Annotated in this window: 20 protein-coding genes; 4 read left to right on the top strand and 16 right to left on the bottom strand. The window is 69.4% G+C overall.

All coding sequences use genetic code 11. The features are described from left to right. Window positions 1-5: 5 nt before the first annotated feature. The 7 genes from J2739_RS14430 to J2739_RS14400 all read right to left on the bottom strand — a co-directional run bounded on the left by J2739_RS14430 (window position 6) and on the right by J2739_RS14400 (window position 8,433). Window positions 6-452 carry an SRPBCC family protein gene (locus J2739_RS14430; RefSeq protein WP_309902751.1) on the bottom strand — a complete coding sequence of 149 codons (447 nt, stop codon included), beginning with the start codon at window positions 450-452 and terminating at the stop codon, window positions 6-8. 93 nt (window positions 453-545) lie between these two features. Further along, the gene (locus tag J2739_RS14425; RefSeq protein ID WP_309902749.1) at window positions 546-929 is read right to left on the bottom strand and encodes a hypothetical protein; all 384 of its coding nucleotides are present in this window, start codon (window positions 927-929) and stop codon (window positions 546-548) included. A 31-nt stretch (window positions 930-960) separates the two neighbouring features. Continuing rightward, the gene (locus tag J2739_RS14420) at window positions 961-2,487 is read right to left on the bottom strand and encodes an efflux transporter outer membrane subunit (RefSeq protein ID WP_309902747.1); all 1,527 of its coding nucleotides are present in this window, start codon (window positions 2,485-2,487) and stop codon (window positions 961-963) included. A gap of 13 nt (window positions 2,488-2,500) precedes the next feature. After that, the gene (locus J2739_RS14415; RefSeq protein WP_309902745.1) at window positions 2,501-3,631 is read right to left on the bottom strand and encodes an ABC transporter permease; all 1,131 of its coding nucleotides are present in this window, start codon (window positions 3,629-3,631) and stop codon (window positions 2,501-2,503) included. An 11-nt stretch (window positions 3,632-3,642) separates the two neighbouring features. After that, entirely contained in the window at window positions 3,643-4,764 is a 1,122-nt protein-coding gene (locus J2739_RS14410) for an ABC transporter permease (RefSeq protein ID WP_309902743.1), read from the bottom strand. Between the two features lie 889 nt (window positions 4,765-5,653). Next, on the bottom strand, window positions 5,654-7,408 hold the full coding sequence (locus J2739_RS14405; RefSeq protein WP_309902741.1) for an ATP-binding cassette domain-containing protein: 1,755 nt from the start codon (window positions 7,406-7,408) through the stop codon (window positions 5,654-5,656). Beyond that, complete coding sequence (locus tag J2739_RS14400; protein ID WP_309902740.1) at window positions 7,408-8,433, bottom strand: HlyD family secretion protein; 1,026 nt, start codon at window positions 8,431-8,433, stop codon at window positions 7,408-7,410. The genes J2739_RS14405 and J2739_RS14400 overlap by 1 nt, the downstream gene beginning before the upstream one ends. Before the next feature lie 107 nt (window positions 8,434-8,540). Here J2739_RS14400 and J2739_RS14395 point away from each other — a divergent pair, with 107 nt between their 5' ends. Further along, entirely contained in the window at window positions 8,541-9,257 is a 717-nt protein-coding gene (locus tag J2739_RS14395) for a TetR/AcrR family transcriptional regulator (RefSeq protein WP_309902738.1), read from the top strand. Between the two features lie 15 nt (window positions 9,258-9,272). Here the strand turns inward: J2739_RS14395 and J2739_RS14390 are convergent, their stop codons facing one another. The 5 genes from J2739_RS14390 to J2739_RS14370 are packed head-to-tail and all read right to left on the bottom strand — an operon-like array spanning window position 9,273 to window position 14,315. Further along, window positions 9,273-10,487 carry a CaiB/BaiF CoA transferase family protein gene (locus J2739_RS14390; protein WP_309902736.1) on the bottom strand — a complete coding sequence of 405 codons (1,215 nt, stop codon included), beginning with the start codon at window positions 10,485-10,487 and terminating at the stop codon, window positions 9,273-9,275. A 16-nt stretch (window positions 10,488-10,503) separates the two neighbouring features. Continuing rightward, the gene (locus tag J2739_RS14385) at window positions 10,504-11,487 is read right to left on the bottom strand and encodes a Bug family tripartite tricarboxylate transporter substrate binding protein (RefSeq protein WP_309902734.1); all 984 of its coding nucleotides are present in this window, start codon (window positions 11,485-11,487) and stop codon (window positions 10,504-10,506) included. 22 nt (window positions 11,488-11,509) lie between these two features. Then, a complete protein-coding gene (locus tag J2739_RS14380) occupies window positions 11,510-12,388 on the bottom strand; it encodes an amidohydrolase family protein (RefSeq protein WP_309902732.1) in 879 nt (292 codons plus the stop codon). Continuing rightward, window positions 12,385-13,392, bottom strand: a complete 1,008-nt coding sequence (locus J2739_RS14375) for a tripartite tricarboxylate transporter substrate binding protein (RefSeq protein WP_309902730.1) — start codon at window positions 13,390-13,392, stop codon at window positions 12,385-12,387. Before J2739_RS14375 ends, J2739_RS14380 begins: the two co-directional genes overlap by 4 nt. A gap of 50 nt (window positions 13,393-13,442) precedes the next feature. Further along, the gene (locus tag J2739_RS14370) at window positions 13,443-14,315 is read right to left on the bottom strand and encodes an HpcH/HpaI aldolase/citrate lyase family protein (protein WP_309902729.1); all 873 of its coding nucleotides are present in this window, start codon (window positions 14,313-14,315) and stop codon (window positions 13,443-13,445) included. Window positions 14,316-14,423: 108 nt separating this feature from the next. Between J2739_RS14370 and J2739_RS14365 the strand changes: the two genes are divergently transcribed. Next, window positions 14,424-15,326, top strand: coding sequence for a LysR family transcriptional regulator (locus tag J2739_RS14365; RefSeq protein WP_309902727.1), 903 nt, complete (start codon window positions 14,424-14,426; stop codon window positions 15,324-15,326). A 55-nt stretch (window positions 15,327-15,381) separates the two neighbouring features. Here the strand turns inward: J2739_RS14365 and J2739_RS14360 are convergent, their stop codons facing one another. The 3 genes from J2739_RS14360 to xdhC form a co-directional block, all read right to left on the bottom strand. Then, the gene (locus tag J2739_RS14360) at window positions 15,382-16,710 is read right to left on the bottom strand and encodes a glycerate kinase type-2 family protein (RefSeq protein ID WP_309902726.1); all 1,329 of its coding nucleotides are present in this window, start codon (window positions 16,708-16,710) and stop codon (window positions 15,382-15,384) included. 58 nt (window positions 16,711-16,768) lie between these two features. After that, entirely contained in the window at window positions 16,769-17,977 is a 1,209-nt protein-coding gene (locus tag J2739_RS14355; protein WP_309902724.1) for a urate hydroxylase PuuD, read from the bottom strand. Between the two features lie 291 nt (window positions 17,978-18,268). Then, the gene (xdhC, locus tag J2739_RS14350; protein WP_309902722.1) at window positions 18,269-19,072 is read right to left on the bottom strand and encodes a xanthine dehydrogenase accessory protein XdhC; all 804 of its coding nucleotides are present in this window, start codon (window positions 19,070-19,072) and stop codon (window positions 18,269-18,271) included. 53 nt (window positions 19,073-19,125) lie between these two features. Here xdhC and J2739_RS14345 point away from each other — a divergent pair, with 53 nt between their 5' ends. After that, on the top strand, window positions 19,126-19,653 hold the full coding sequence (locus J2739_RS14345) for a hypothetical protein (RefSeq protein WP_309902720.1): 528 nt from the start codon (window positions 19,126-19,128) through the stop codon (window positions 19,651-19,653). Here the strand turns inward: J2739_RS14345 and uraH are convergent. Continuing rightward, on the bottom strand, window positions 19,638-20,000 hold the full coding sequence (gene uraH / locus J2739_RS14340) for a hydroxyisourate hydrolase (protein WP_309902718.1): 363 nt from the start codon (window positions 19,998-20,000) through the stop codon (window positions 19,638-19,640). The two genes, J2739_RS14345 and uraH, sit on opposite strands and share 16 nt — an antisense overlap. A 74-nt stretch (window positions 20,001-20,074) precedes the next feature. Between uraH and J2739_RS14335 the strand changes: the two genes are divergently transcribed. After that, window positions 20,075-20,752: a GntR family transcriptional regulator gene (locus J2739_RS14335; protein ID WP_309902715.1), complete on the top strand. Its 678-nt coding sequence runs from the start codon at window positions 20,075-20,077 to the stop codon at window positions 20,750-20,752. Window positions 20,753-20,757 lie beyond the last annotated feature (5 nt).

The following is a 20,757-nucleotide window of genomic DNA, read 5'->3' as shown; positions in this document are numbered from 1 at the left end:
GAAGGCTAGCCCTCAATGTCCGGCTCGACCAATCTCGCAAGGTTCAGCAGTGACTCCTGCCAGCCGAGATAGCATGCCTCCAGCGGAATCATGGCCGGCACGCCCTCCTGGACGATGTTCAGCTCGGTGCCGACCAGGACCTGCTTCAACGTGACCGTGACCTGCATCTCCCCGGGCAGGTTCGGATCGTCGAAGACGTCGGTGTACCGCAGACGTTCGTTGGGAACGAGCTCGCGGTATTCACCACTGAAGGACGTGCTCTTGCCCGTGGTGAAGTTGGTGAACGACATCCTGTACTTGCCGCCCACCTTGACCTCCATGCTGTGAACCTTCCCGGTGAAGCCATTGGGCGGCAGCCACCGCGCCTTGGCGTCGGCGTCGACAAACGCCCGATAGACTTTTTCCGGCTTCGCGGCAATGACGCGATGGAGTCTGACTGTGTTGGTACTCATGGTTCTCCTTCAATGATGGACGCGAAGGCCCGAGCCTACGAAGGATCACTCCGCACCACAAGACCAGAGAGCCGCGAATCCCGCCAAGCTGTTTCACAGAGCCCGCCACGCATCGAGACAATGCACCGCAAGCGCCGTCACCCAGCACGGCTCATCCGGATCGAAGGCCAGGCCGAAACGGGGACTGACGACAAACCCCGCCCGCTCGAACACCCCCGGATCTTCACGCCGGACGAACGGCGCCAGCGCACCGAAGGGCACCGCGAGATTGCCGAAGTTCACCACCGGCGCCTGCAGTGTGATCTCCTCCAGCCTCCCGCCGCCCTGGAAGCGGAAGATCACCGACGCGTAGTCGAGCTCATGGAGCCCGACACCGTTCCGGCCGGCCCTCGCGGGCTGGCCTCGCGTCTTCACGATCTCCTCTCGCGAAATCGAAAACGGGATTCCATCGACGCTGACGAACGGTTCCAGGTGCATGCGAGGCCAGCATGCCGTAAACCTGATCGCACTAAGGCCGTGCGGGATTCGGCTCTGCGGCGCCGCCCAGGGCTTTCGTCAGCATCACCAGGTCCATGGCCAGTCGTCCGACGCTGTCCACCTGGTCCCGCTGCGCCTGCAGCAGCGTTCGCTGTGCGTCGAGCTGTACCAGGAAATCGGTCAGCCCGTGCTCGTAGCGCACCCGCGCCAGCTCCCACGCATCCCGGCTCTGCCGCTCCTTGTCGGCGAGTTGCTCATGCCGTTGCCGCTCCGCGGCGTAGGCGCTCAGCGCATCGTCGATCTCGTGCCAGGCCTTCAGCACCGTCTGCTGGTATGCCACGGCCGCTTCCTGTTGCTGCAGCTCGCGCAGCGTCACGGTGCCGCGCCGCCGGCTGCCATCGAAGATCGGCAACTGCAGGCTGGGGCCGATGGACCATTGGCGGCTCCCCCACTCGCCGAAGCTGCGGCTCCCCACCGATTCGAAACCGAAGTTCGCACCCAGCGTGATGCGCGGATACAGATCGGCCACGGCCACGCCGATACGCGAGGTGGCCGCATGCAGCTGCGCCTGCGCGCGCCGGATGTCGGGGCGTCGCAGCGCCACTTCGGAAGGCAGCCCGGGCGACAGGTCGGGCAACGCGCTCGCGCTCCCATCGGCGGGGGCAGCGAGTTGCGCCTGCATTGCGCCGGGCTGCTCGCCGAGCAGCAGCGTGATCTGGTTGCTCGCCTGTGCCTCCTGCGCCAGCAGTTGCGGCAGGCGTGCGCGCAGGTCCGCGGCCTGGGCCGCCTGCCGCCGCACATCGAGATCAGTCGTCAGGCCACCGTCGGCGCGGGCCCGCACCAGGCTCAGCGTCTCCTCGCCGGCGGCGATGTCGGCACGCGCGATGCGCAATTGCCGCTGCGCCGTGCGCAGTTCGAAATAGTTGCGCGCCAGCTCCGACTGCACGGCCAGCTGCACTTGCGCGAGCATGGCCTGCGAGGCTGCGGCCTCGGCATCGGCCGCCTCGATGGCGCGCCGCACGCGGCCCCACAGGTCGATCTCCCACGAAGCGTCGAAGCCGGCCTGGTAGAGGTTGTGCGGCTCGCTCAAGGCACCGATCAGCTGCTCGCGGTTCGAGGGGTTGAGTGCATCGATGAGCCGCGTGGCGGAGCCGACCTCGCTCTGGCGCTGGCGCGCAGCCGCCGCGCTGGCATTGAGCTGCGGCCCGCGCTCGGCATCGGCCTGCCGGCGCCGGACACGGCTCTGGGCAAAGCGCAGCGCGGCGGTTTGCAGGTCGCGATTGGCGGCCAGCGCCTTCGCCATCAGCGCATCGAGCACCGCGTCGCCGAACGCGGACCAGCCGAGGGGCGTGCCCGCCGCGTCGCGCACCTGCGCATCGAGCAGCTCGGCCGAGCCACCGTGCCAGGCCGAGAAGTCGGCCGGCGCCTCGGGCGTCGGCGCCTTGAAATCCGGCCCGACGGCGCAGCCGCCGACCAGCATCAGCGCCGCTAGCAAGGGGCCGCAGCGGAACACGAACGACGAGGAGCAGGATGAGGAGGAGCATTGCGGGTTCTTCATGTCGCGCTCTCTTTCAGACGAGACGATGGCGGAACAGCCAGGCCGCCAGCGGCAGCGTGACGGCCGCGATGACGACCAGGGGAATGAGGTTGTGCCACACGGTCAGCAGGCCCACGCCCTCGAGATAGACCCGCTGCACCAGGTCGATGGCGAAGCGCAGCGGGTTGGCCAGGGTCGCGATCTGCAGCACCTTGGGCATGTTGCGCACCGGCGTGGTCAGGCCGGACAGCAGCATCAGCGGCATGACCAGCACGAAGGTGTAGAGCATGGCCTGCTGCATGTTGGCCGACACCGCCGAGATCGACAGCCCGATGCCCACGCTCGCGATGGTGAAGCAGGCCAGGCCCGCGTAGAGGGTGAGCAAGGAGCCGGCCATCGGCACTTTGAACCACAACAGCGTGACGCCGAGCACGATGGTGGACTGCACCAGCCCGATCAGCACCGGCGGCACGGCCTTGCCGATCATGATCTCGGTCGGCGTGAGCGGCGTGACCAGCAATTGGTCGAAGGTGCCCTGCTCCCGTTCGCGCGCGACCGAGAGCGCGGTCAGCAGCAGGGTCTGGAGCATGCTGAGCGCGGCGATCATGCCGGGCATCAGGTTCCAGCGGGTCTCGAGGTTGGGGTTGTACCAGGCGCGCGCGTCGATGCGCACCGGCGCCTGCGGCGCACCGTGCTGCTTGCGCCATTGCTCGTTGAAGTCGGCCACTACCGCGCTCACGTAGCCGGCCGCGGAGCCGGCGGTGTTGGAGTTGCGCGCATCGACGATGAGCTGGACGGACGCTTCCTCGCCGGCCTGCAGCTGCTGCTCGAAGCGCGGGCCGATGTGGACCACGAACAGGGCGTCCTGCGCATCGATGACGCGCTCGATGTCCGCCGGCGTGCGCAGCGTCGCGGCGCGGTGGAAGACGCCGGTGCCGTCCAGCTTCGCGACCAGCGCGGCCGAGGCCGCGCTCCGGCTTTGGTCGAGCAGCGCATAGTCGGCCTGGTTGAGGTCGTAGGTGGCGGCGTAGCCGAACAGCACGCTCTGCATCAGCGCGGGCACGACCAGGATGACGCGGCTCGCCGGGTCCTTGAGCACGGCCAGGAATTCCTTGCGGCACAGGTTGAGGATGCGCAGCAAGGTGTCGACGAAGGAAGCATTCATGGCATCCGCCCTCAGTCCAGCGTCTTGCGGGTGGTCGCGCGCGCCACGCCGAGCAGCAGCACGGCGTAGGCGGCGAGGATGGCGACATTGCGCAGCACCAGCGGCCAGACATCGCCGGCCAGGAAGAGCGTGCGGATCAGCTCCATGAAGTGGGTGGCCGGCAGCGCCTGACCCACCACGCGCACGGCGGCGGGCACGTTGCGCAGATCGAAGAGAAAGCCCGACAGCATCAGCGAGGGCAGGAAGCTCGCGAGCAGCGCGACTTGGCTGGCCAGGAACTGGTTGCGCGTCACCGCGGAGATGACGAGGCCGATACCCACCGCCACCAGCATGTAGAGCATGGCGCACAGCACCAGCAGCGCGAGCGATCCGACCATCGGCACCTCGAACAGGAAGCGCGCGGCCAGCAGGCAAAGCGTCAGGCCGACCATGCCGACGCCGAAGTAGGGAATGATCTTCGCCAGCAGGATCTCGACCGGGCGCACGGGCGTGACGAACAGTGCCTCCAGCGTTCCGCGCTCCCATTCGCGCGCCATCACCAGCGCGGTGAGGAAGGCTCCGACCAGCGTCATGATCAGCACGATCAGGCCCGGCACCAGGTACCAGGTGCTGGTGTTGGCGGTGTTGAACCACAGCCGCTGCTCGACGCTCACGCGGCCGATGGCGGCCGCGGGCTGGCCGCGATCGGCCTGGCGCTGCGCATTCTGCTGCAACGCGGCCGTCGCGTAGCGCAGCACGATGCTGGCGCGGCCGGCATCTGCCCCATGCACCAGCACCTGGATGCGCGCATCGCCGGCCGCCAGCCGGCGCGAGAAATCGCCGGGCACGCGCACGATGCCGTCGACCCGGCGCTCGCGCATCAGGCGCTCGGCATCGTGCATCGAACCCAGCATCACGGGCGAGATGTAGGGCGTGAGGTGCAGGCCCGCGACGGCCTCCATCGCGGTCGGCGAGCTGTCCTCCATCACCACCGCCAGGGGCGCGTTCTTCACGTCCAGCGAGAGGCCGAAGCCGAAGATGAGGATCAGGATGATGGGCAGCAGGACGCCGATGGCGATGCTGCTCGGGTCGCGCAGCAGTTGGCGCGTTTCCTTGCGCGTGAGCGCGGCCAGGCGTGTACGGAAGCCGCTCATGGGGTGGGCTCCTGCTCTTGGGTCTTTCTTTCCTGGGGGTGGGAGGGGGTGGGTTGTTGTGACCTTGTGCTTTGTTTGAGGTCGGAGCTGGGGTGGGAGGGGGTGGCTTGTTGTGACGTTGCTGTTCGGTTGAGCCCGGAGCCGGGATGTCGCCCCGGCAGGCGAGTCACTTTCTTTTGCTTCGCCAAAAGAAAGTAACCAAAGAAAAGGCGACCCCACTGGCCGCAACCCTGCGCTTCGCTGCGGGAAGCCTGCGGTGCTCGCTTTTCGCGGGGTCCGCGCAAACTCGCTTCGCTCAAACACGCGCGGCCCTGATCCGCGAAAAGCTGCGCTCCTCGGCTACGGCCAGAGGGGATCTCGACTTCAACGCGCCATGGCGCGTCCTTGTGTGGGGTGCGCGAAGACGTGCGCTGCAGGTCTTCGCTCACGCTGCGCAGACGCAGACACATGCCATGCACGTCCACATGCCCATGCCCATGCTCATACGTATGAGTAGGTCCGTGCACATGCGCCCGCACCCGCTCCCACTCAAGGCCTCGCGCAGCGAGGCCGTTGCAGGCCGAGCGAAGCAACGGCCCGATCCACTCCCCTCTGCGCGTGCCGAGGAGCGCAGCTTCAGGCGGATCAAGGGCCGCGCGTGTTTGAGCGAAGCGAGTTTGCGCGGACCCCGCCTGAAGCGAGCACCGCAGGTTGCCCGTAGCGAAGCGCAGGGTCACGCGCAGTGGGGTCGCCTTTTCTTTGGTTACTTTCTTTTGGCGAAGCAAAAGAAAGTGACTCGGCTGCCGGGACGACATCCCGGCTCCAGCCTCAAACAAAGCGCAACGCCAGCACAAGCGAGCAAAGCCCCAAATCCATAAGAGAAGAAACAAAGACAAAGCCCACCCGCCCCTCATCTCCCACCCCTCCTCTCCCTCGCCCTGCTCACAATCCCGATGAAGGCCTCTTCCATGTCCGGCGCCCGCCCGGCCTGCTGCCGCACCTCCTGCGGCGTGCCGATCGCGAGCACCCGGCCGGCATCCTGGATCACGATGCGGTCGCAGTACTCGGCCTCCTCCATGAAGTGGGTGGTGATGATCACCGTCACGCCGGCCTCGGCCAGCGCGGTGATGCGGCGCCAGAACTCGCGCCGTGCCAGCGGGTCGGTGCCGCTGGTGGGCTCGTCGAGGAAGAGGATCTCGGGCTCGTGCAGCAGGCCGGTGGCCATCGCCAGGCGCTGCTTGAAGCCACCGGGCAACAGGCCGCTGGCGGACTGCTCCTGTCCCCGCAGCTCGAACTGCTCGAGCACCGCCTGCATGCGCTCGCGCAGGCGCGCGCCGCGCAGGCCGTAGGCGCCGCCGAAGAATTCGAGGTTCTCCTGCACCGTGAGATTGCCGTAGAGCGCGAACTTCTGCGAGACGTAGCCGATGCGCGCACGCGCCTGCGCCCGCGCATGGCGCAGGTTGACGCCCGCCACCTGCAGGAAGCCGCTGCTCGCCGGCAGCAGGCCGCACAGCATCCGGAAGGTGGTGGTCTTCCCGGCGCCGTTGGGGCCGAGCAGTCCGAAGATCTCGCCGCGGCGCACGCTGAAGCTGGTGCTGGCGACGGCGGTGAAGTCGCCGAAGGTGCGCACCAGGTCCTTGACCTCGATCACGGTTTCGCCGGCATCGCCGGGGGCCGCTGCGCCAGTGGCGGCCGCAGCCGCTGCCGCGCTCTTCGGCCGCTGCTCGACGCGCAGCAGCACCATGAAGCCGTCCTCCAGGCGCGCGGGTACCGGTTCGCAAGGGGCGCCGTCGAGCAGCGCGGCCAGCGCCGGCTGGGCGGCCGCGGGCTGGCGGATCAAACGCACCTCGCCGCCCTGCGGCACGGCATCGATGATGGTGGCCGGCGCGTCGAGCAGCCGGGCCTGCAGCGTGCGGGCGGGCATGCCCTGCGGCGGCTTCGCGATGAAGCAGAGATCGCGCGCGCGGTCGCGCAGCGCCTGCGGCGCGCCCTGCGCGAGCAGGCGGCCCTCGTGCAGCACGAAGACCTGCGAGCACCGCTCCGCCTCGTCGAGGTAGGCCGTGCTGACGATCACGCTGAGCCGCTCGTCGTCGACCAGTTGCTGCACGATCTCCCACAGCTCGCGGCGCGAGAGCGGGTCGACGCCGACGGTGGGCTCGTCGAGCAGCAGCAGCTCGGGCGAGCGCACCAGCGTGCAAGCCAGGCCCAGCTTCTGCTTCATGCCGCCGGAGAGCTTGCCCGCGGGACGCGCGGTGAAGCGGCCGAGGTCGGTCATTTCCATCAGGCGCGCATAGCGTTGGGCGCGCTCCTGCTTCGCCAGTCCGTGCAGGTCGGCGTAGAGGTCGAGGTTTTCCTGCACGCTCAAGTCCTCGTAGAGGCCGAAGCGCTGCGGCATGTAGCTGATGCGGCCCTGCACGGCCTGGGGCTCGGCCGCGACGTCGATGCCGAGCACCTGCAGCGTGCCCTGGTCGGCCCGCATCAGACCGGCCGCGAGGCGCAGCAGCGTGGTCTTGCCGGCGCCGTCGGGGCCGACCAGCGCGCTCAGCGTGCCGGCCGGAATTTCCAGCGAGACATCGGCGAGCGCCTGCACCGTGCGCTTCGTGCCCTTGAGCGCGAAGCGCTTGTGCAGGCCATGGCCCACCAACGCAGGGACGGCGGCGTTCATCAGCGCCCCGTGGCGACCGGCGTCGCATTGCCGTCGAGCGAGAGGCGCACCGTCACCGGCATGCCGAGGCGCAAGCGATCCTCCTTGTCATCGGCCAGCACGCGGATCTCGTAGACCAGGCTGCTGCGCAGCTCCTCGGTCTGCACGGTCTTGGGCGTGAACTCGGCCACAGAGGCGATGAAGCCCACCTTGCCGGACAAGGGCTGGGCGGGCTGGCTGTCGATCGTCAGCGTGGCGGCCATGCCGGGCTTCACGCGCCCGAGGTCGGCCTCCGCCACATAGGCGCGGACCCATTTCGGGTCGGTGATGGCGAGCGTGTAGACGGGGCGCTGCGGCGACGCCATGTCGCCGGGCTCCATCAGGCGCGCGCGCACCACGGCGTCGATGGGAGCGCGGAGTTGGGCTTCGTCGAGCTGGCGGTCGAGCAGCGCGAGCTCGGCGCGTGCCACCTCGAGCTGGGCCTGGGCCTGCGCGATGTCTTCCTTGCGCGGGCCGGTCACCACCAGTTGCCGGGCCTTGCGGGCGTTCTCCAGTTGCGCCTGCGCCACCTTGCGGCGGGCCAGCGCGCTGTCCAGGTCCTGCTGGCTGACGGCGCGGCCGGCCGTGGTCTGGCGGATGCCTTGCAGGCGCTCGAGCTGCTGCGCGGCCAACTCGGCATCGGCCTGGGCGGCGGCCACGCCGGCGCGGGCTTGCGCGACTTCTTCGGGGCGGCTGCCGGTCTTCAGGCGCAGCAGGGCCTGCTCCTGGACGCCGATCTGCGCTCGCGCCTGCGCGGCGCGCAGCTGCAGGGTGCGGGTGTCGAGCTCGCCGAGCACCTGGCCGGCCTTGACGTGGTCGCCTTCCTCCACGTCGAGCTTGCCGATGCGATCGCTGCCGTTGAAGGCCAGCGAGACCTGGCGCTGGTCGACGTTGCCGTAGAGCACCAGGGTGGAGGCGTCGGCGGGTTTGCGGTTGAAGTACCACGCGGCCGAGGCCAGCGCCGCCACGAGCACGATGCCGCCGAGGATGAGGGGTTTCTTGTTCATGGATGGGCTTTCCCGCCAGGATGTCGTCGATGCAGTAGACTCGATAATAGCGAATTTGAATTTAAATTCAAACTAGAGCCGGTCCACGCGTCATCTCCTTCCTCGCCATGCCTTCAGCGCCTCGAAAGAAAGCCACCGCCGCGCGCGCCGTGCGCGCACCACGCCCCGACGGCGCCGCCACCCGCGCGCTGCTGTTGCAGACCGCCGGCCAGGTGTTCGCCGAGCGCGGCTATGCCGACGCCACCAGCAAGGAGATCTGCGCGCGCGCCGGCACGCCGATGGCGTCGGTCAACTACCACTTCGGCAGCCGGGAGGCCTTGTACGAGGAGGTGCTGATCGAGGCGCACCGGCAGATCGTGAGCGTGGACGAGCTCGTCGAGATGACGCGCGCGCTCGGCGATCCGCGCGACAAGCTGCGTGCGCTGCTGGCGCACATGCTCGCGCCCTCTTCGCGCGAGAACACGCCCTGGGGCTTTCGCGTGGTGCTGCGCGAGATGATGTCACCCGGGCCGCTGGCGCCGGCGCTGGTCGACAAGGCCGTGCGTCCGAAGGCGAAGCTGCTGCTCGGCCTGCTCGCCGCGATCCTGGAGCTGCCGGGCGATCACCCCGCGGTACAGCGCGCGCTGGTGTTCTCGGTGCTGCCCTGCATCGTGATGCTGGTGGCGCCCAAGGAGATTCCGCGCAAGGTGCTGCCGGCGATGGCGAAGGACAGCGAGGGAATGTTCGAGGACCTGATGCGCTATGTGTTCGCCGGGCTGGATGCGCTCCGAAAGGCGCATCGGGCGGCTGCGACTCCCCCTCGCGACGGGAGAAGGCGGGGGTGAGCCACGACGCCCGCTTCACGCCATCCGCTGCGGCAGCACCTCCAGCGCACGCAGCCGCGCAATCTCTTCCTCGCCATAGCCATGCGCCGCCAGGATGTCCGCCGCATGCTGCCCGAACCCCGGCGATGCGAATGCCTTCGGCCCCGGCGTGCTGCCGAACTTGACCGGCTTGTCGAAGCCGCGATAACCACCCACGTGCGGATGGTCGAAGCGCGACACCATCCGCTCGGCCAGCACCTGCGCGTCCACGAACATGTCTTCCACCGCCCTTACGGCGGCGCAGGGCACGGCCTCGCCGAAGATGGTTTCCCATTCGAGTGCCGTGTGCCGTTGCAGCGCGGCGCGCAGCTGGGGCACGATCTCCGCAGCCTGCTGCGCCCGCTTGCGCACTGTGTCGTAGCGCGCATCCGCGGCCAGCGCCTGCAAGCCGGTGCGTTCGCACAGCGCGGCCCAGAAATGCGCCGTGTTGGCCGACAGGTACAGGTAGCCCTCGCGCGTCGGATGCAGCCCGGTCACGCCGCCCGAGCGCATGTCGCGCCCCACCTCGCGGCCCTCGCCGTCGGCCCAGACCAGGCGAGCCGACTGCATGGCCAGTGCGCTGCGCAGCAGCGACACGCCGACGTACTGCCCCCGCCCGCTGCGCGCGCGCTCCACCAGTGCGGCGCTCACGCCCATCGCCAGCATGGAGGCCGCGTAGTAGTCGACGACCGAGCCATAGACGATCTCGGGCGGCCCGCCCGCCTTCCCCTGCATGGCGCAGATGCCGGTCATGCTCTGCAGCACCTGGTCGTAGCCGGCCTTGTCCTTGAGCGGCCCCTCCTCGCCGTAGCCGGTGACGGCGCAGTAGACCAGCGCCGGGTAGCGCTCGCGCAGCTGCTCGTAGCCGATCCCCAGCCGCGGCGGCACGGACGGCCTGAAGTTGTGCACCAGCACATCGGCCTGGGCCAGCAGCCGGTGCAGCACCTCCAGCCCTTCGGGCTTCTTGAGGTCGAGCGCCAGGCCCTTCTTGTTGCGGTTGACGCCGATGAAGGCGCGGCTCTCGGCCTCCAGCGTGGACGGGTACTTGCGCAGGTTATCGCCGGTGGGCGGCTCGATCTTGACCACGGCGGCGCCCATGTCCGCGAGCAGCGTGCAGCCATAGGGCCCGGCGATGTATGCGCTGAGGTCCAGCACGCGGATGCCGGTGAGCGGGCCGCGCGGCCCCTCCTCCTCGGGGTTCGTCGTCGTCATGGGAATGTCCTTCGGTTCATTGCGGGGCGATGCGCGCATTCTTCGCCGCCTGGCCCCACTTGCCGATTTCGCTCGCGATGAAGGCAGCGAAATGCTCGCGCGTGTCCGCCGCTGGCGTGAAGGACAGGGCCTTCAGCCGCTCCTGCATCTCGGGCGTGGCCAGCGCGCGTTGCACTTCCTTGTTGAGCTTGTCCAGCACGGCGTGCGGGGTCTTGGCCGGAGCCGCCAGGCCGATCCAGCCCACGGCCTCGAAGCCCTTCAGGCCCTGCTCGGCCAGGGTCGGTGCCTCCGGCAGCAGCGGCGTGCGCTGCGCCGAGCCGACGCCGATCACCTTGAGCTTGCCCGCGCGCACCTGCGGCAGCACCGCCGGCAGTGCGTCGAACATGAACTGCACCTGCCCGCCGATGAGCTGCGGCTGCGCCTCCGCCGCGCCCTTGAAGGGCACGTGCACGGCCTCCACGCCGGCCTGGTGCAGGAACATCTCGGTCGCCAGGTGCGAGGTCGAGCCGTTGCCTGCCGAGGCGTAGCTCATGGAGCCCGCCTTGGCCTTGGCGATGAACTCCTGCACGTTGTCGAAGGGTGCCTCGCGGCTGGCGACCATGGTCTGGATCACCAGGCCCACGTTGGAGATCGGCGCGAAGTCGCGCACCGGGTCGTAGGGCAGCTTCGCGTAGAGCGCCGGCGCGGCGGCGAAGCCGGCGCTGGTGGCCATCAGCAGCGTATAGCCGTCGGGCGGCGCCTTGGCAACGAAGTCGGTGCCGATGGTGGTGCCGGCGCCGGCCTTGTTCTCCACGACGAAGGGCTGGCCCAGCGAGCGCGAGAGCTGCTCGGCCACCACCCGCGCGAGGATGTCGGTGGCCTGGCCGGCCGCGATGGGCACGATCAGCCGCACGGGGCGGCTGGGGTAGTCGGCCTGCGCGTGGCCGTGCGGCGTGAGCGCCAGCAATGCGGCGCAGGAGGCGAGTGCAAGAAGACCTTGGCGGCGGCGGATCAGGGGCATGGTGCGGGTTCTCGGTGAAGATTCAGGCGAAGCCGTAGAGACGCGCCGGGTTGTGGACCAGGATGGCGGTGCGGGTGGCGGTGTCGGGCGCCCACTCGCTCAGAAGATCGAGCAGCCGGGCATCGTCGGGCTTGTGTCCTTCCTCGGTGGCATGCGGCCAGTCGCTGCCCCATACGAGGCGCTCGGGAGCGATGCGCACCAGGGCGCGTGCGGTCTCGACGGTATCGGCGTAAGCGGGAGGGCCGCTGTGCGTGTTGAGGTAGGCGCCGCTGAGCTTGACCCAGGCGCGCTCCCGCTCGAGCAATTCGCGCACGAGCGCGAAGGCAGCGTCCGCGTGCGCGCCGCCCACCGGCAGGCGCGCCAGATGGTCGAACACGAGCTGGCAGGGCACCTGCCGCAACACGGCCGCATGCGCCGCGATCTGCGCCGCCTGGAAGTGCAGCTGCAAATGCCACCCCAGCGGTGCGATGCGCTCGGCCAGCGGCATCAGCATGTCGAAGCGCGTGGGCGCCCCGGCGGCCGCATGCAGCGTGAGCCGCAGGCCGCGGATGCCGCCCGCATCGAGCCGGCGCAGCTCGGCACCGCCGGCTTCGGGCGTCAGCACCGCGATACCGCGCGTGCGGGCCGCGCCCAGCTGCGCGATGGCGTCCAGCGTCGCGCTGTTGTCGGTGCCGTAGGCGCGCGGCTGCACCACCACCGCGCGGCGGGTGCCCAGCCGGCGCTGGATCGCGCGGTAGTCGGCGGCCGTGGCCTGCGCGGGCGTGGATGTCAGCTTCTCGCCCGGCGCCTCCGCGAAGCGCGCATCGAACACATGGATGTGCGCATCGCACGCATCGTCCGGCACCGGATCGCGCGGCGGCGCGGTGCCGGAAGAGTTGGGGCAGGCCTCGCTCGTCATCATTCAGTCGAGATGCCTGCGTCCTTGGCCACCTTCTGCCAATACGGGATCTCGCGCTGGATCTGCGCGGCGAACTGCGCCGGCGTCAGGCCCGCGGGCTCGGCGCCTTCGCGCAGCAGGAAGGCTTTCATCTCCGGCCCCTCGACGATCTTGTTGATCTCGCTGTTGAGGCGCTGCACCACGGCAGCCGGCGTGCCGGCCGGCGCCAGCAGGCCCCACCAGATGCCGAAGCTGTAGCCGGGGATGGCCTGCGCCATCGGCACCAGCTCGGGCGCGGTGGCCGAAGGCTTCGCGCTGGTGATGCCCACCGCGCGCACCTTGCCCGAGCGCAGCGCCGGCTGCAGCGAGGGGCCGCTCGCGATCAGCACATCGACATTGCCGCCCATCAGGTCGGTGGTCGCAGGCGCCATGCCGCGGTACGGAATGTGGGTGATGAAGACGCCGGCGCTCGACTTCAACAGCTCGGTCGCGAACTGGTTGGTGCTGCCCGGGCCGGACGAGGCGTAGTTGAGCTTGCCGGGCCGCTGCTTGGCCAGCGCCACCAGCTCGGCCGGCGTCTTCGCGGGCAGGTCGGCGCGCACCGCGACCACGAAGGGACCCTGCGCCATCATGGCCACCGGCGCGAAGCTCTTCACCGGGTCGAAGGGCAGGCGCGGCTGCACCGCGGCATTGGTGACGAAGCTGGAGGACACCGCGGCCAGCGTGTAGCCGTCGGCCGGCGCCTTGGCCACGATGCCGGTGCCCAGCGTGCCGCCCGCGCCGGGCTTGTTGTCGATGAGCACCGGCTGGCCCAGCACCTCTGACAGGCGCCGGCCGATGGCCCGCGCGAACACGTCGTTGGAACCCCCGGCCGGATAGGGCACGACGATGGTGATCGGGCGCGCGGGCCAGGCCTCCTGCGCCGAGGCGCCGGCGCAGAAGGCAGCGGCGCCGAGCAGCGTCGCCAGTGCACCCGCCACGCGGCGCAGGCCGGTGGGGCAGGAAAGAAAAGAGCTGGGCAAGGTCATGTGGTCTCCGGTTGCTCGTGTTCGAAAGTCGATCGATGCGGTGCGCGCGCTCAGCGCTCGGGCAGGAGGCCCAGGCGTCGCGCATCCGCGAGCACGGCTTCGGCGCCGCGCACGAAGGGACCGTCCACCATGCGGCCGTCGACCAGGTATGCGCCCACGCCGCGGGCCTGCGCATCGCGCGCGGCCTCGACGATGCGCAGCGCGCGCTCGATCTCGGCCTGCGGCGGGCGGAACACCTGGTGCGCCAGCGCCACCTGGCTGGGATGGATGCAGCTCTTGCCGAGGTAGCCGAGCCGGCGCGCCATCTCGGCCTCGGCCAGGTAGCCCTGCGCGTCCTGCACGTCGGCGAAGGCCGCGTCGCAGGCGAACACGCCGGCCTCCCCCGCTGCCATGCGCATCGCGAACATGGCGGCATGCACATTGGCCGTGTCGCGGCGCGCGATGCCCAGCGGCTCGAAGAGATCGCCGAAGCCCAGCTGCAGGCCGGCCACGCGCGCATGCGCCTGCGCCATCGCCGCCGCCTCGCGCAGGCCGCGCGGCGATTCGACGTTGAGCATCAGCCGCACCGGCCGCGTCACACCGTTCGCGCGCTCGGCCGCCTCCAGCGCGGCGGCCGCGGCGCGCACCTGATCGACGGACTCGGCCTTGGGCAGGTTCAGCAGGTGCAGGCCCTCGCACACGACGGCGGCGATGTCGGCCTCGAAATGCGCCGTGTCGATCGCATTGACGCGCACGATCAGCGTCTTGCCAGTGGCCTGCGCCGTCGCAGAGCGAAGCAGTTCGCCGACCCGCGCCCGCGCCTCGGCCTTGCGCTCCTCGGCCACGGCGTCTTCGAGGTCGAAGGACAGGGCATCGGCGGCGCCCGACAAGGCCTTGGCAAAGAGCTCCGGGCGCGAGCCGGGAACGAAGAGCTTGCTGCGCATCGTTGGTCTCCAGAAGAACTGGTGCGAGTCTGCGCTCGTGGATCGAAAAGAAAAACCGCTCGGTGCTATCTTCAGAAGGTAGTTTTTCTTCATGATCCCGGAGGCCCCTTGAACACGGATTTCCTCAAGAGCTTCGTGGCCGTGGTCGAGCACGGCTCGATGGCCGAAGCCGCCCGCCGGCTCAACCTCACGCCCGCCGCGGTGGGGCAGCAGGTGCGCGCACTCGAGCGCGACATGGGCACGCCGCTCGTCAAGCGCCTGGGCCGCACGGTGACGCCCACCGAGTCGGGCGACCGCATCGTCGAGCGCGCCCGCGAGTTGCTGGGCCAGGTGGCCGACCTGCGCTCCGTGGCCAACGATGCGACGCTGTCGGGCGACCTGCGTCTGGGCGCCGGCCCCAACGCCCTGCTGGGCATGGTGCCGGACATCCTGGCCGGCCTGGTGAAGCGCTATCCGGGCGTGAGCGTGTACGTGCAGCCCGGCTACTCGATGGACATGCACCCGGCGGTGCAGCGCGGCGAGCTCGATGCCGCCATCGTGCTGCAGTCGCCGGTGGCGCTGCCCAAGGCCCTGGGCTGGCAGCTGCTGCGCGAGGAGCCGCTGGTGGTGCTGGCGCCCGCCAAGTGGGCCGGTGCCGATCCGCATGAACTGCTGTCGACCCAGCCGCTGATCCGCTATGACCGCACGCAGTGGGGCGGCCGGCAGGCCGAGCAGTACCTGCGCAAGGCAGGCATCAAGCCGCGCGAGCGCTTCGAGCTCAACGCGCTGGGCGCGATCGCGGTGATGGTGGATCGCGGCCTGGGCGTCTCGCTGGTGCCGGACTGGATCCGGCCCTGGCCCGAAGGCTTGCGGCTCGCGCGCATTCCGCTGTCCCTGCCCTTCGAGCCGCGGCGCATCGGGCTGATCTGGTCGCGCGCATCGCTCAGGCTGCGGCTGGTGGAAGCGGTACGGGAGGAGGCGATGGCGCTGTTTCCCGTGCCGGGCGGGCGAGCGCGTCGCGGCGGGCGTTGACGGTGCTTCGGCCCGCCCGAATGCGACGGAATTCCTTCGCCTCCCCGGCGCGGGGCTACAGCACCAGCACGGCCCGGAAGTCGTTGACGTTGGTGTGCGTCGGGCCAGTCACGCAGAGGTCGCCGATCGCCTGGAAGTAGCCGTAGGCATCGTTGCGGTCCAGGTGATCGGCCAGCTTGCGCCCCGCGGCCTCGGCGCGTGCCAGGGTATCTGGCGTGACGAAGGCGCCGGCGTTGTCCTCCACGCCATCGATGCCGTCGGTGTCGGCCGCCAGCGCCCACACGTTCTTCTGCCCGGCCAGCGCGCCGGCCAGGCCCAGGCAGAACTCGCCCGCGCGGCCGCCGCGCCCCTTGGCCTGCCCCGGCTGCCGGGGACGGATGGTGACCGTGGTCTCGCCGCCCGACAGGATCACGCAGGGCTTCGCAAAGGGGGCGCCGCGCAACGCGACCGCGCGTGCGAGCGCGCCATGGACCTTGCCGACCTCGCGCGACTCGCCTTCCATTTCGTCGCTGAGGATGTGGGCCTCGATGCCGGCTGCGCGCGCCGCCTCGGCGGCGGCTTCGAGCGACTGCTGCGGCGTGGCGATGAGATGCGTGGCATGGCCCTTGAAGATGGCATCGCTCGGCTTCGGCGTTTCGAGCGCGCCGCTTTCGAGCTGCGCCCGCACGGCCTGCGGCACCTCGATGCGATAGCGGTCGAGGATGGCAAGCGCATCGGCGCAGGTCGTGGCATCAGGCACGGTGGGGCCGCTGGCAATGATGGCCGGGTCGTCGCCGGGCACGTCGCTGATGGTGAGCGTCACCACCTTCGCCGGCCCGCAGGCCGCGGCCAGCCGGCCGCCCTTGATGCGCGACAGGTGCTTGCGCACGCAGTTCATCTCGCCGATGTGCGCGCCCGATTCGAGCAGCTGCTTGTTGATGCGCTGCTTGTCCGCCAGGGTCAGGCCCTCGGCCGGCAGCGTGAGCAGCGCCGAGCCGCCGCCGGAGATCAGGCACAGCACCAGGTCGTCGGCGGTCAGGCCCTTCGTCAGGGCGAGGATGCGCTCGGCCGCCTTCAGGCCGGCTTCGTCGGGCACCGGATGCGCGGCCTCGACGATCTCGATGCGCTGCACGAGCCCCTCGGGCCGAGGCGGGATGTGGTCGTAGCGCGTCACGACCAGGCCGGAGAGCGGCGCATCGGCCGGCCACAGGGCCTCCAGCGCCTGCGCCATCGAAGCGCCGGCCTTGCCGGCTCCCAGCACCAGCGTGCGGCCCTTGGGCGGCTTGGGCAGGTGCGCGCCCATGCTGTCCAGCGGCAATGCACGGCGCACGGCGATGCGGTAGAGCTGTTCGAGGAAGCCGCGCGGTGCGGCATGGGGATCGGGCAGGGCCTGCGATGGGTTCATTGCGTTTCGGTCTCCGTTGCCCGATTGTCCACGGCCAGCCCGCGGCGCCTCGAGCTTGCTAATTGGTCTTTGCGCCGCCCTCGAACCACTTGGCAATAAGGGCGCGCTCGGCGTCGGTCATGGCCGTCGCGTTGTTCATCGGCATGATCTTCGTGACCACCGCCTGCTGGTAGACGCCCTGCGCATGCGCGGCGACCTGCTCGGGCGAGTCGAGGCGCACGTTCTTCATCTGCACCTGGGCGCCATGGCACATGTAGCAGCGCTGCTCCAGCACCTTCTTGACGTCGCCGAAACCCACCTTCTGCGAAGCGGCGGCGCCGGCCATCTGCGCACCGGAGGGCTCGGGCCGCATCCACACGATCGACAGGCCCAGCACCACGACGCCGACCATCGCATAGGGCAGCGGATTGCCCGCATTGCCCAGCTTGAAGCGATGCCGCACCACGAAGAACTGCCGGATGGCCGCGCCGCCCAGCATGATCAGCAGCAGCACGACCCAGTTGTACTTGTGCGTGTAGGTGAAGCTGTAGTGGTTGCTCAGCATCGCGAACAGCACCGGCAGCGTGAAGTAGGTGTTGTGCACGCTGCGCTGCTTGCCGCGCGCGCCGTGGATCGGGTCGACCGGGCGTCCCTCGCGCAGTGCCTGCACGTTCTTGCGCTGGCCCGGGATGATCCAGAAGAACACGTTGCCGCTCATGGTCGTGGCCATCATCGCGCCCACCAGCAGGAAGGCGGCGCGGCCGGCGAACCAGTGGCAGGCCAGCCAGGCGGCGAAGGCGATGAAGACCGCCACCAGCACGCCGACGATGGTGTCGCCGTTCTTGCGCTGGCCGAAGAGCTGGCAGATGCCGTCGTAGACCATCCAGAAGACGACGAAGAAGGCCAGTGCCACGCCGATGGCGGCACCGGGCTGCCAGTCCATCTTGGACTTGTCGATCAGGTAGGTGCTCGCGTTCCACAGATAGGAGATCGTGAAGAGCGCGAAGCCGGTGAGCCAGGTGGAATAGCTCTCCCAGTAGGACCAGTGCAGGTGGTCCGGCAGCCTCTTGGGCGCCAGTGCGTACTTCTGCATGTTGTAGAAGCCGCCGCCGTGCACGGCCCACTGCTCGCCGCCGACGCCCTTGTCCAGCGATTCGCGGTCGTGCGGCTTCTCGAGGCTGTTGTCCAGCATCACGAAATAGAAGGAGGCGCCGATCCACGCGATGGCGGTGATGACGTGGACCCAGCGCAGCAGCAGATTGGCCCAGTCGAGGTAGTAGCTTTCCATGTGCTCAACCTTGGTTTGGACTGCTCACCACTGCGGGCGCTGTAAGCAGAGAAAGGGCCGCGAACGCAGGCTCCCGAAAAGGCCTCGCTCCGCTGCGGCTTGTGGACCGAAGTGTATACACTTTTGCGCTTGATATCGAGCGCTTTTCCGGCGCAGGACATGGTGGAAAACCCTGAGCCATACCCAAGCAAGCCCAATTCCAGGGACACCGCCGAACCGGCTTCGCCGGGCCGCCGGTGTTGCCCCCGGGTAAGGGCGGCCACACGAAGTGAGCCAACCTGGGGAAGAGCGTCATTGCATCAAGAGCTGTGCCGCGACGGCCACCGCAATCACCTCGGGCTCCTTGCCCGTGATGCCGGGCACGCCGATCGGGCAGGTGATGCGCGCCAGCTCCTGCGGCGTGAAGCCGCGCGCCTCCAGCCGGTGGCCGAAGGTGGCCCACTTGGTCTTGCTGCCGATCAGGCCCACATAGGGCAGGTCGTCGCGCACGCGCAGGCGCTTGAGGCAGGCGATCACGATGTCCAGGTCCTCGGCATGGCTGAAGCTCATGATCAGAACGCGCGAGCCGGGCTCCAGCTGCGCGACTGCGTCCTGCACGGGATCGGAGTGCTCGGTCTCGATCTGGGCCGGCAGCGCCTCGGGGAACACGCCGTCGCGGCTGTCGATCCAGCGCACCTTGAACGGCAGCGTGGACAGCAGCCGCGCCAGGGCCGCGCCCACATGGCCGCCACCGAACAGGGCCACCGGCTCCAGGTGCGCCAGCAGCTCGGACTGCAGCGCCTTCGCATCGGCCGCCGTAATGCGCTGGTAAGAGAGAAACACCACGCCGCCGCAGCACTGGCCCAGGCTCGGCCCGAGCGGATAGCGGCGCACGCCCTCGATCGCCGCACCGCCCGCGAGCCAGCGGCGCGCCTCGTCGGTTGCCTGATATTCGAGTTGCCCGCCGCCGATGGTGGCGGTGAGCCCGTCGGCCCACACCGCCATCCAGGTGCCTGCCTCGCGCGGCGCCGACCCCTGCGTGCGCTCGACGCGCACCAGCACGCCCTCCTCGCCGAGGGCGAGCCGCGCCAGCAGTTCGTCGACCATGCCGTTCATCCGCGATACCTCCCATTGCGCCGGGGCGATTCCGCCAAGGTATAAATCTCCGCATGAACCTCAAGCTGCCCGCCACGCCCCTTCGCCGCGCTTTCGCGGCCGCCCTGACCATGGCCCTGGGCCTTGCCGGCTGCGGCAGCCTGCCGGGATCGACGGGCACCGTGCCCGGCCAGCTGAGCGACGCGACGGCCGCCCCGGCCTCCAGCGCCACCCCGCGCCCCTCCAATGCCGCCACCCCGCGCGAATACAAGCAGGACGCCGCCCGCCACATCTACGCGCGCAATGGCAACCGCATTTACGCCGGCAAGCTGCCGCCGCTCCTCTACGCGGTCGGCACGCTCTCGGTCAGCCTCGACGCGAACGGCCGCGTGACCGGCATGAACTGGATGCGGCCGCCCAAGCATGCGCCCGAAGTGATCGCCGAGATCGAGCGCACCGTGCTGAGCGCCGCGCCCTACCCGCCCGCGAGCCGCATCGGCAAGCTGACCTGGACCGACACCTGGCTGTGGGACAAGAGCGGGCATTTCCAGCTCGATACCTTGAGCGAGGGACAGCTCTCGCAGTTTCAGGACCCGCGGTAGGTCGAGTAGCTCCACGGGCTCACCAGCAGCGGCACGTGATAGTGCTGGTCGGGGTTCGCCACACCGAAATCCAGCGTCACGCGATTCAGGAAGTTCGGCTCGGGCAGCTGCACGCCGCGTGACTTGAAATAACCCGCCACGTCGAACACCAGGCGGTAGGTGCCGGCCTTCAGCGCGCCGTCGCCGTACAGCGGCCCGTCGCTGCGCCCGTCCGCATTCAGTGCGAAGCGCTTCACCAGCGTGGCACGCGAATCCTCCCCGGTGCCGTCGGTGGTGTAAAGCGCGACCTCCATGCCGGCCGCGGGGCCGCCGTGCATGGTGTCCAGGACGTGGGTGCTCAGGCCCATGGTGATGCTCCTTCAAGGCATTGGGGAAATTCCGGTCGACAAAAGTGTATACACTTCTCGGCTTTGGGTCTATCATGAAATCCATGGATTCGACCACCACCCGCGCGATCGTCGATGCGCTCACCAAGGCCATCGTGGAGCACCGGCTGCAGCCGGGCAGCAAGCTGGCCGAGCAGAAGCTGGCCGACCACTTCGGCGTCTCGCGCACCCTGGTGCGGCAGGCGCTGTTCCAGCTCTCGCAGAACAAGCTGATCCGGCTCGAGCCCGCGCGCGGCGCCTTCGTCGCCGCGCCCGCGGTGGACGAGGCCAAGCAGGTCTTCGCCGTGCGCCGCATGCTGGAGGCCGAGATGACGCGCGAGTTCGTGCGCAGCGTGACGCCGGCCAAGATCAAGGCGCTCAAGGAGCACGTGGCGCTCGAGAAGGCCGCGGTCTCGGGGGAAGACATCTCCGGGCGCACCGAGCTGCTGGGCGACTTCCACGTCCGCATGGCTGAGCTGATGGGCAACCAGGTGCTCGCGCAGATCCTCGGCGAGCTGATCTCGCGCTGCGCCCTCATCACCCTGATGTACCAGAGCGCGAGCGCGGCCGAGCATTCCAACGACGAGCACGCCGACATCGTGAAGGCGCTGGCCGCGAAGGACGAGGCGCGCGCCGTGCGGCTGATGACCGAGCACCTGCTGAACGTCGAGGCCAACCTCGTTTTCGACCGCAAGGTCCCCACCCATGACATCTCGGTCGCGCTGGCGGCCTGAGCCCT

It is taken from the genome of Variovorax soli, from assembly GCF_031454625.1.
GTDB classification, from domain to species: Bacteria; Pseudomonadota; Gammaproteobacteria; order Burkholderiales; family Burkholderiaceae_C; genus Variovorax; species Variovorax soli_A.
The sequence above is the reverse complement of the archived record's forward strand: the minus strand, read 5'-3'. Positions and strand labels throughout refer to the sequence as shown.

Excerpts from the sequence above, each read along its gene's own strand:
- J2739_RS14390 (WP_309902736.1), bottom strand. The coding sequence starts at position 10,487 with ATGACGACGACGAACCCCGAGGAGGAGGGGCCGCGCGGCCCGCTCACC.
- J2739_RS14360 (WP_309902726.1), bottom strand. The coding sequence starts at position 16,710 with ATGAACCCATCGCAGGCCCTGCCCGATCCCCATGCCGCACCGCGCGGC.
- uraH (WP_309902718.1), bottom strand. The coding sequence starts at position 20,000 with ATGGGCCTGAGCACCCACGTCCTGGACACCATGCACGGCGGCCCCGCG.
- J2739_RS14415 (WP_309902745.1), bottom strand. The coding sequence starts at position 3,631 with ATGAATGCTTCCTTCGTCGACACCTTGCTGCGCATCCTCAACCTGTGC.
- J2739_RS14410 (WP_309902743.1), bottom strand. The coding sequence starts at position 4,764 with ATGAGCGGCTTCCGTACACGCCTGGCCGCGCTCACGCGCAAGGAAACG.
- J2739_RS14380 (WP_309902732.1), bottom strand. The coding sequence starts at position 12,388 with ATGATGACGAGCGAGGCCTGCCCCAACTCTTCCGGCACCGCGCCGCCG.
- J2739_RS14355 (WP_309902724.1), bottom strand. The coding sequence starts at position 17,977 with ATGGAAAGCTACTACCTCGACTGGGCCAATCTGCTGCTGCGCTGGGTC.
- J2739_RS14335 (WP_309902715.1), top strand. The coding sequence starts at position 20,075 with ATGAAATCCATGGATTCGACCACCACCCGCGCGATCGTCGATGCGCTC.
- J2739_RS14345 (WP_309902720.1), top strand. The coding sequence starts at position 19,126 with ATGAACCTCAAGCTGCCCGCCACGCCCCTTCGCCGCGCTTTCGCGGCC.
- J2739_RS14395 (WP_309902738.1), top strand. The coding sequence starts at position 8,541 with ATGCCTTCAGCGCCTCGAAAGAAAGCCACCGCCGCGCGCGCCGTGCGC.
- J2739_RS14385 (WP_309902734.1), bottom strand. The coding sequence starts at position 11,487 with ATGCCCCTGATCCGCCGCCGCCAAGGTCTTCTTGCACTCGCCTCCTGC.
- J2739_RS14430 (WP_309902751.1), bottom strand. The coding sequence starts at position 452 with ATGAGTACCAACACAGTCAGACTCCATCGCGTCATTGCCGCGAAGCCG.
- J2739_RS14425 (WP_309902749.1), bottom strand. The coding sequence starts at position 929 with ATGCACCTGGAACCGTTCGTCAGCGTCGATGGAATCCCGTTTTCGATT.
- J2739_RS14370 (WP_309902729.1), bottom strand. The coding sequence starts at position 14,315 with ATGCGCAGCAAGCTCTTCGTTCCCGGCTCGCGCCCGGAGCTCTTTGCC.
- J2739_RS14400 (WP_309902740.1), bottom strand. The coding sequence starts at position 8,433 with ATGAACAAGAAACCCCTCATCCTCGGCGGCATCGTGCTCGTGGCGGCG.
- J2739_RS14420 (WP_309902747.1), bottom strand. The coding sequence starts at position 2,487 with ATGAAGAACCCGCAATGCTCCTCCTCATCCTGCTCCTCGTCGTTCGTG.
- xdhC (WP_309902722.1), bottom strand. The coding sequence starts at position 19,072 with ATGAACGGCATGGTCGACGAACTGCTGGCGCGGCTCGCCCTCGGCGAG.
- J2739_RS14405 (WP_309902741.1), bottom strand. The coding sequence starts at position 7,408 with ATGAACGCCGCCGTCCCTGCGTTGGTGGGCCATGGCCTGCACAAGCGC.
- J2739_RS14375 (WP_309902730.1), bottom strand. The coding sequence starts at position 13,392 with ATGACCTTGCCCAGCTCTTTTCTTTCCTGCCCCACCGGCCTGCGCCGC.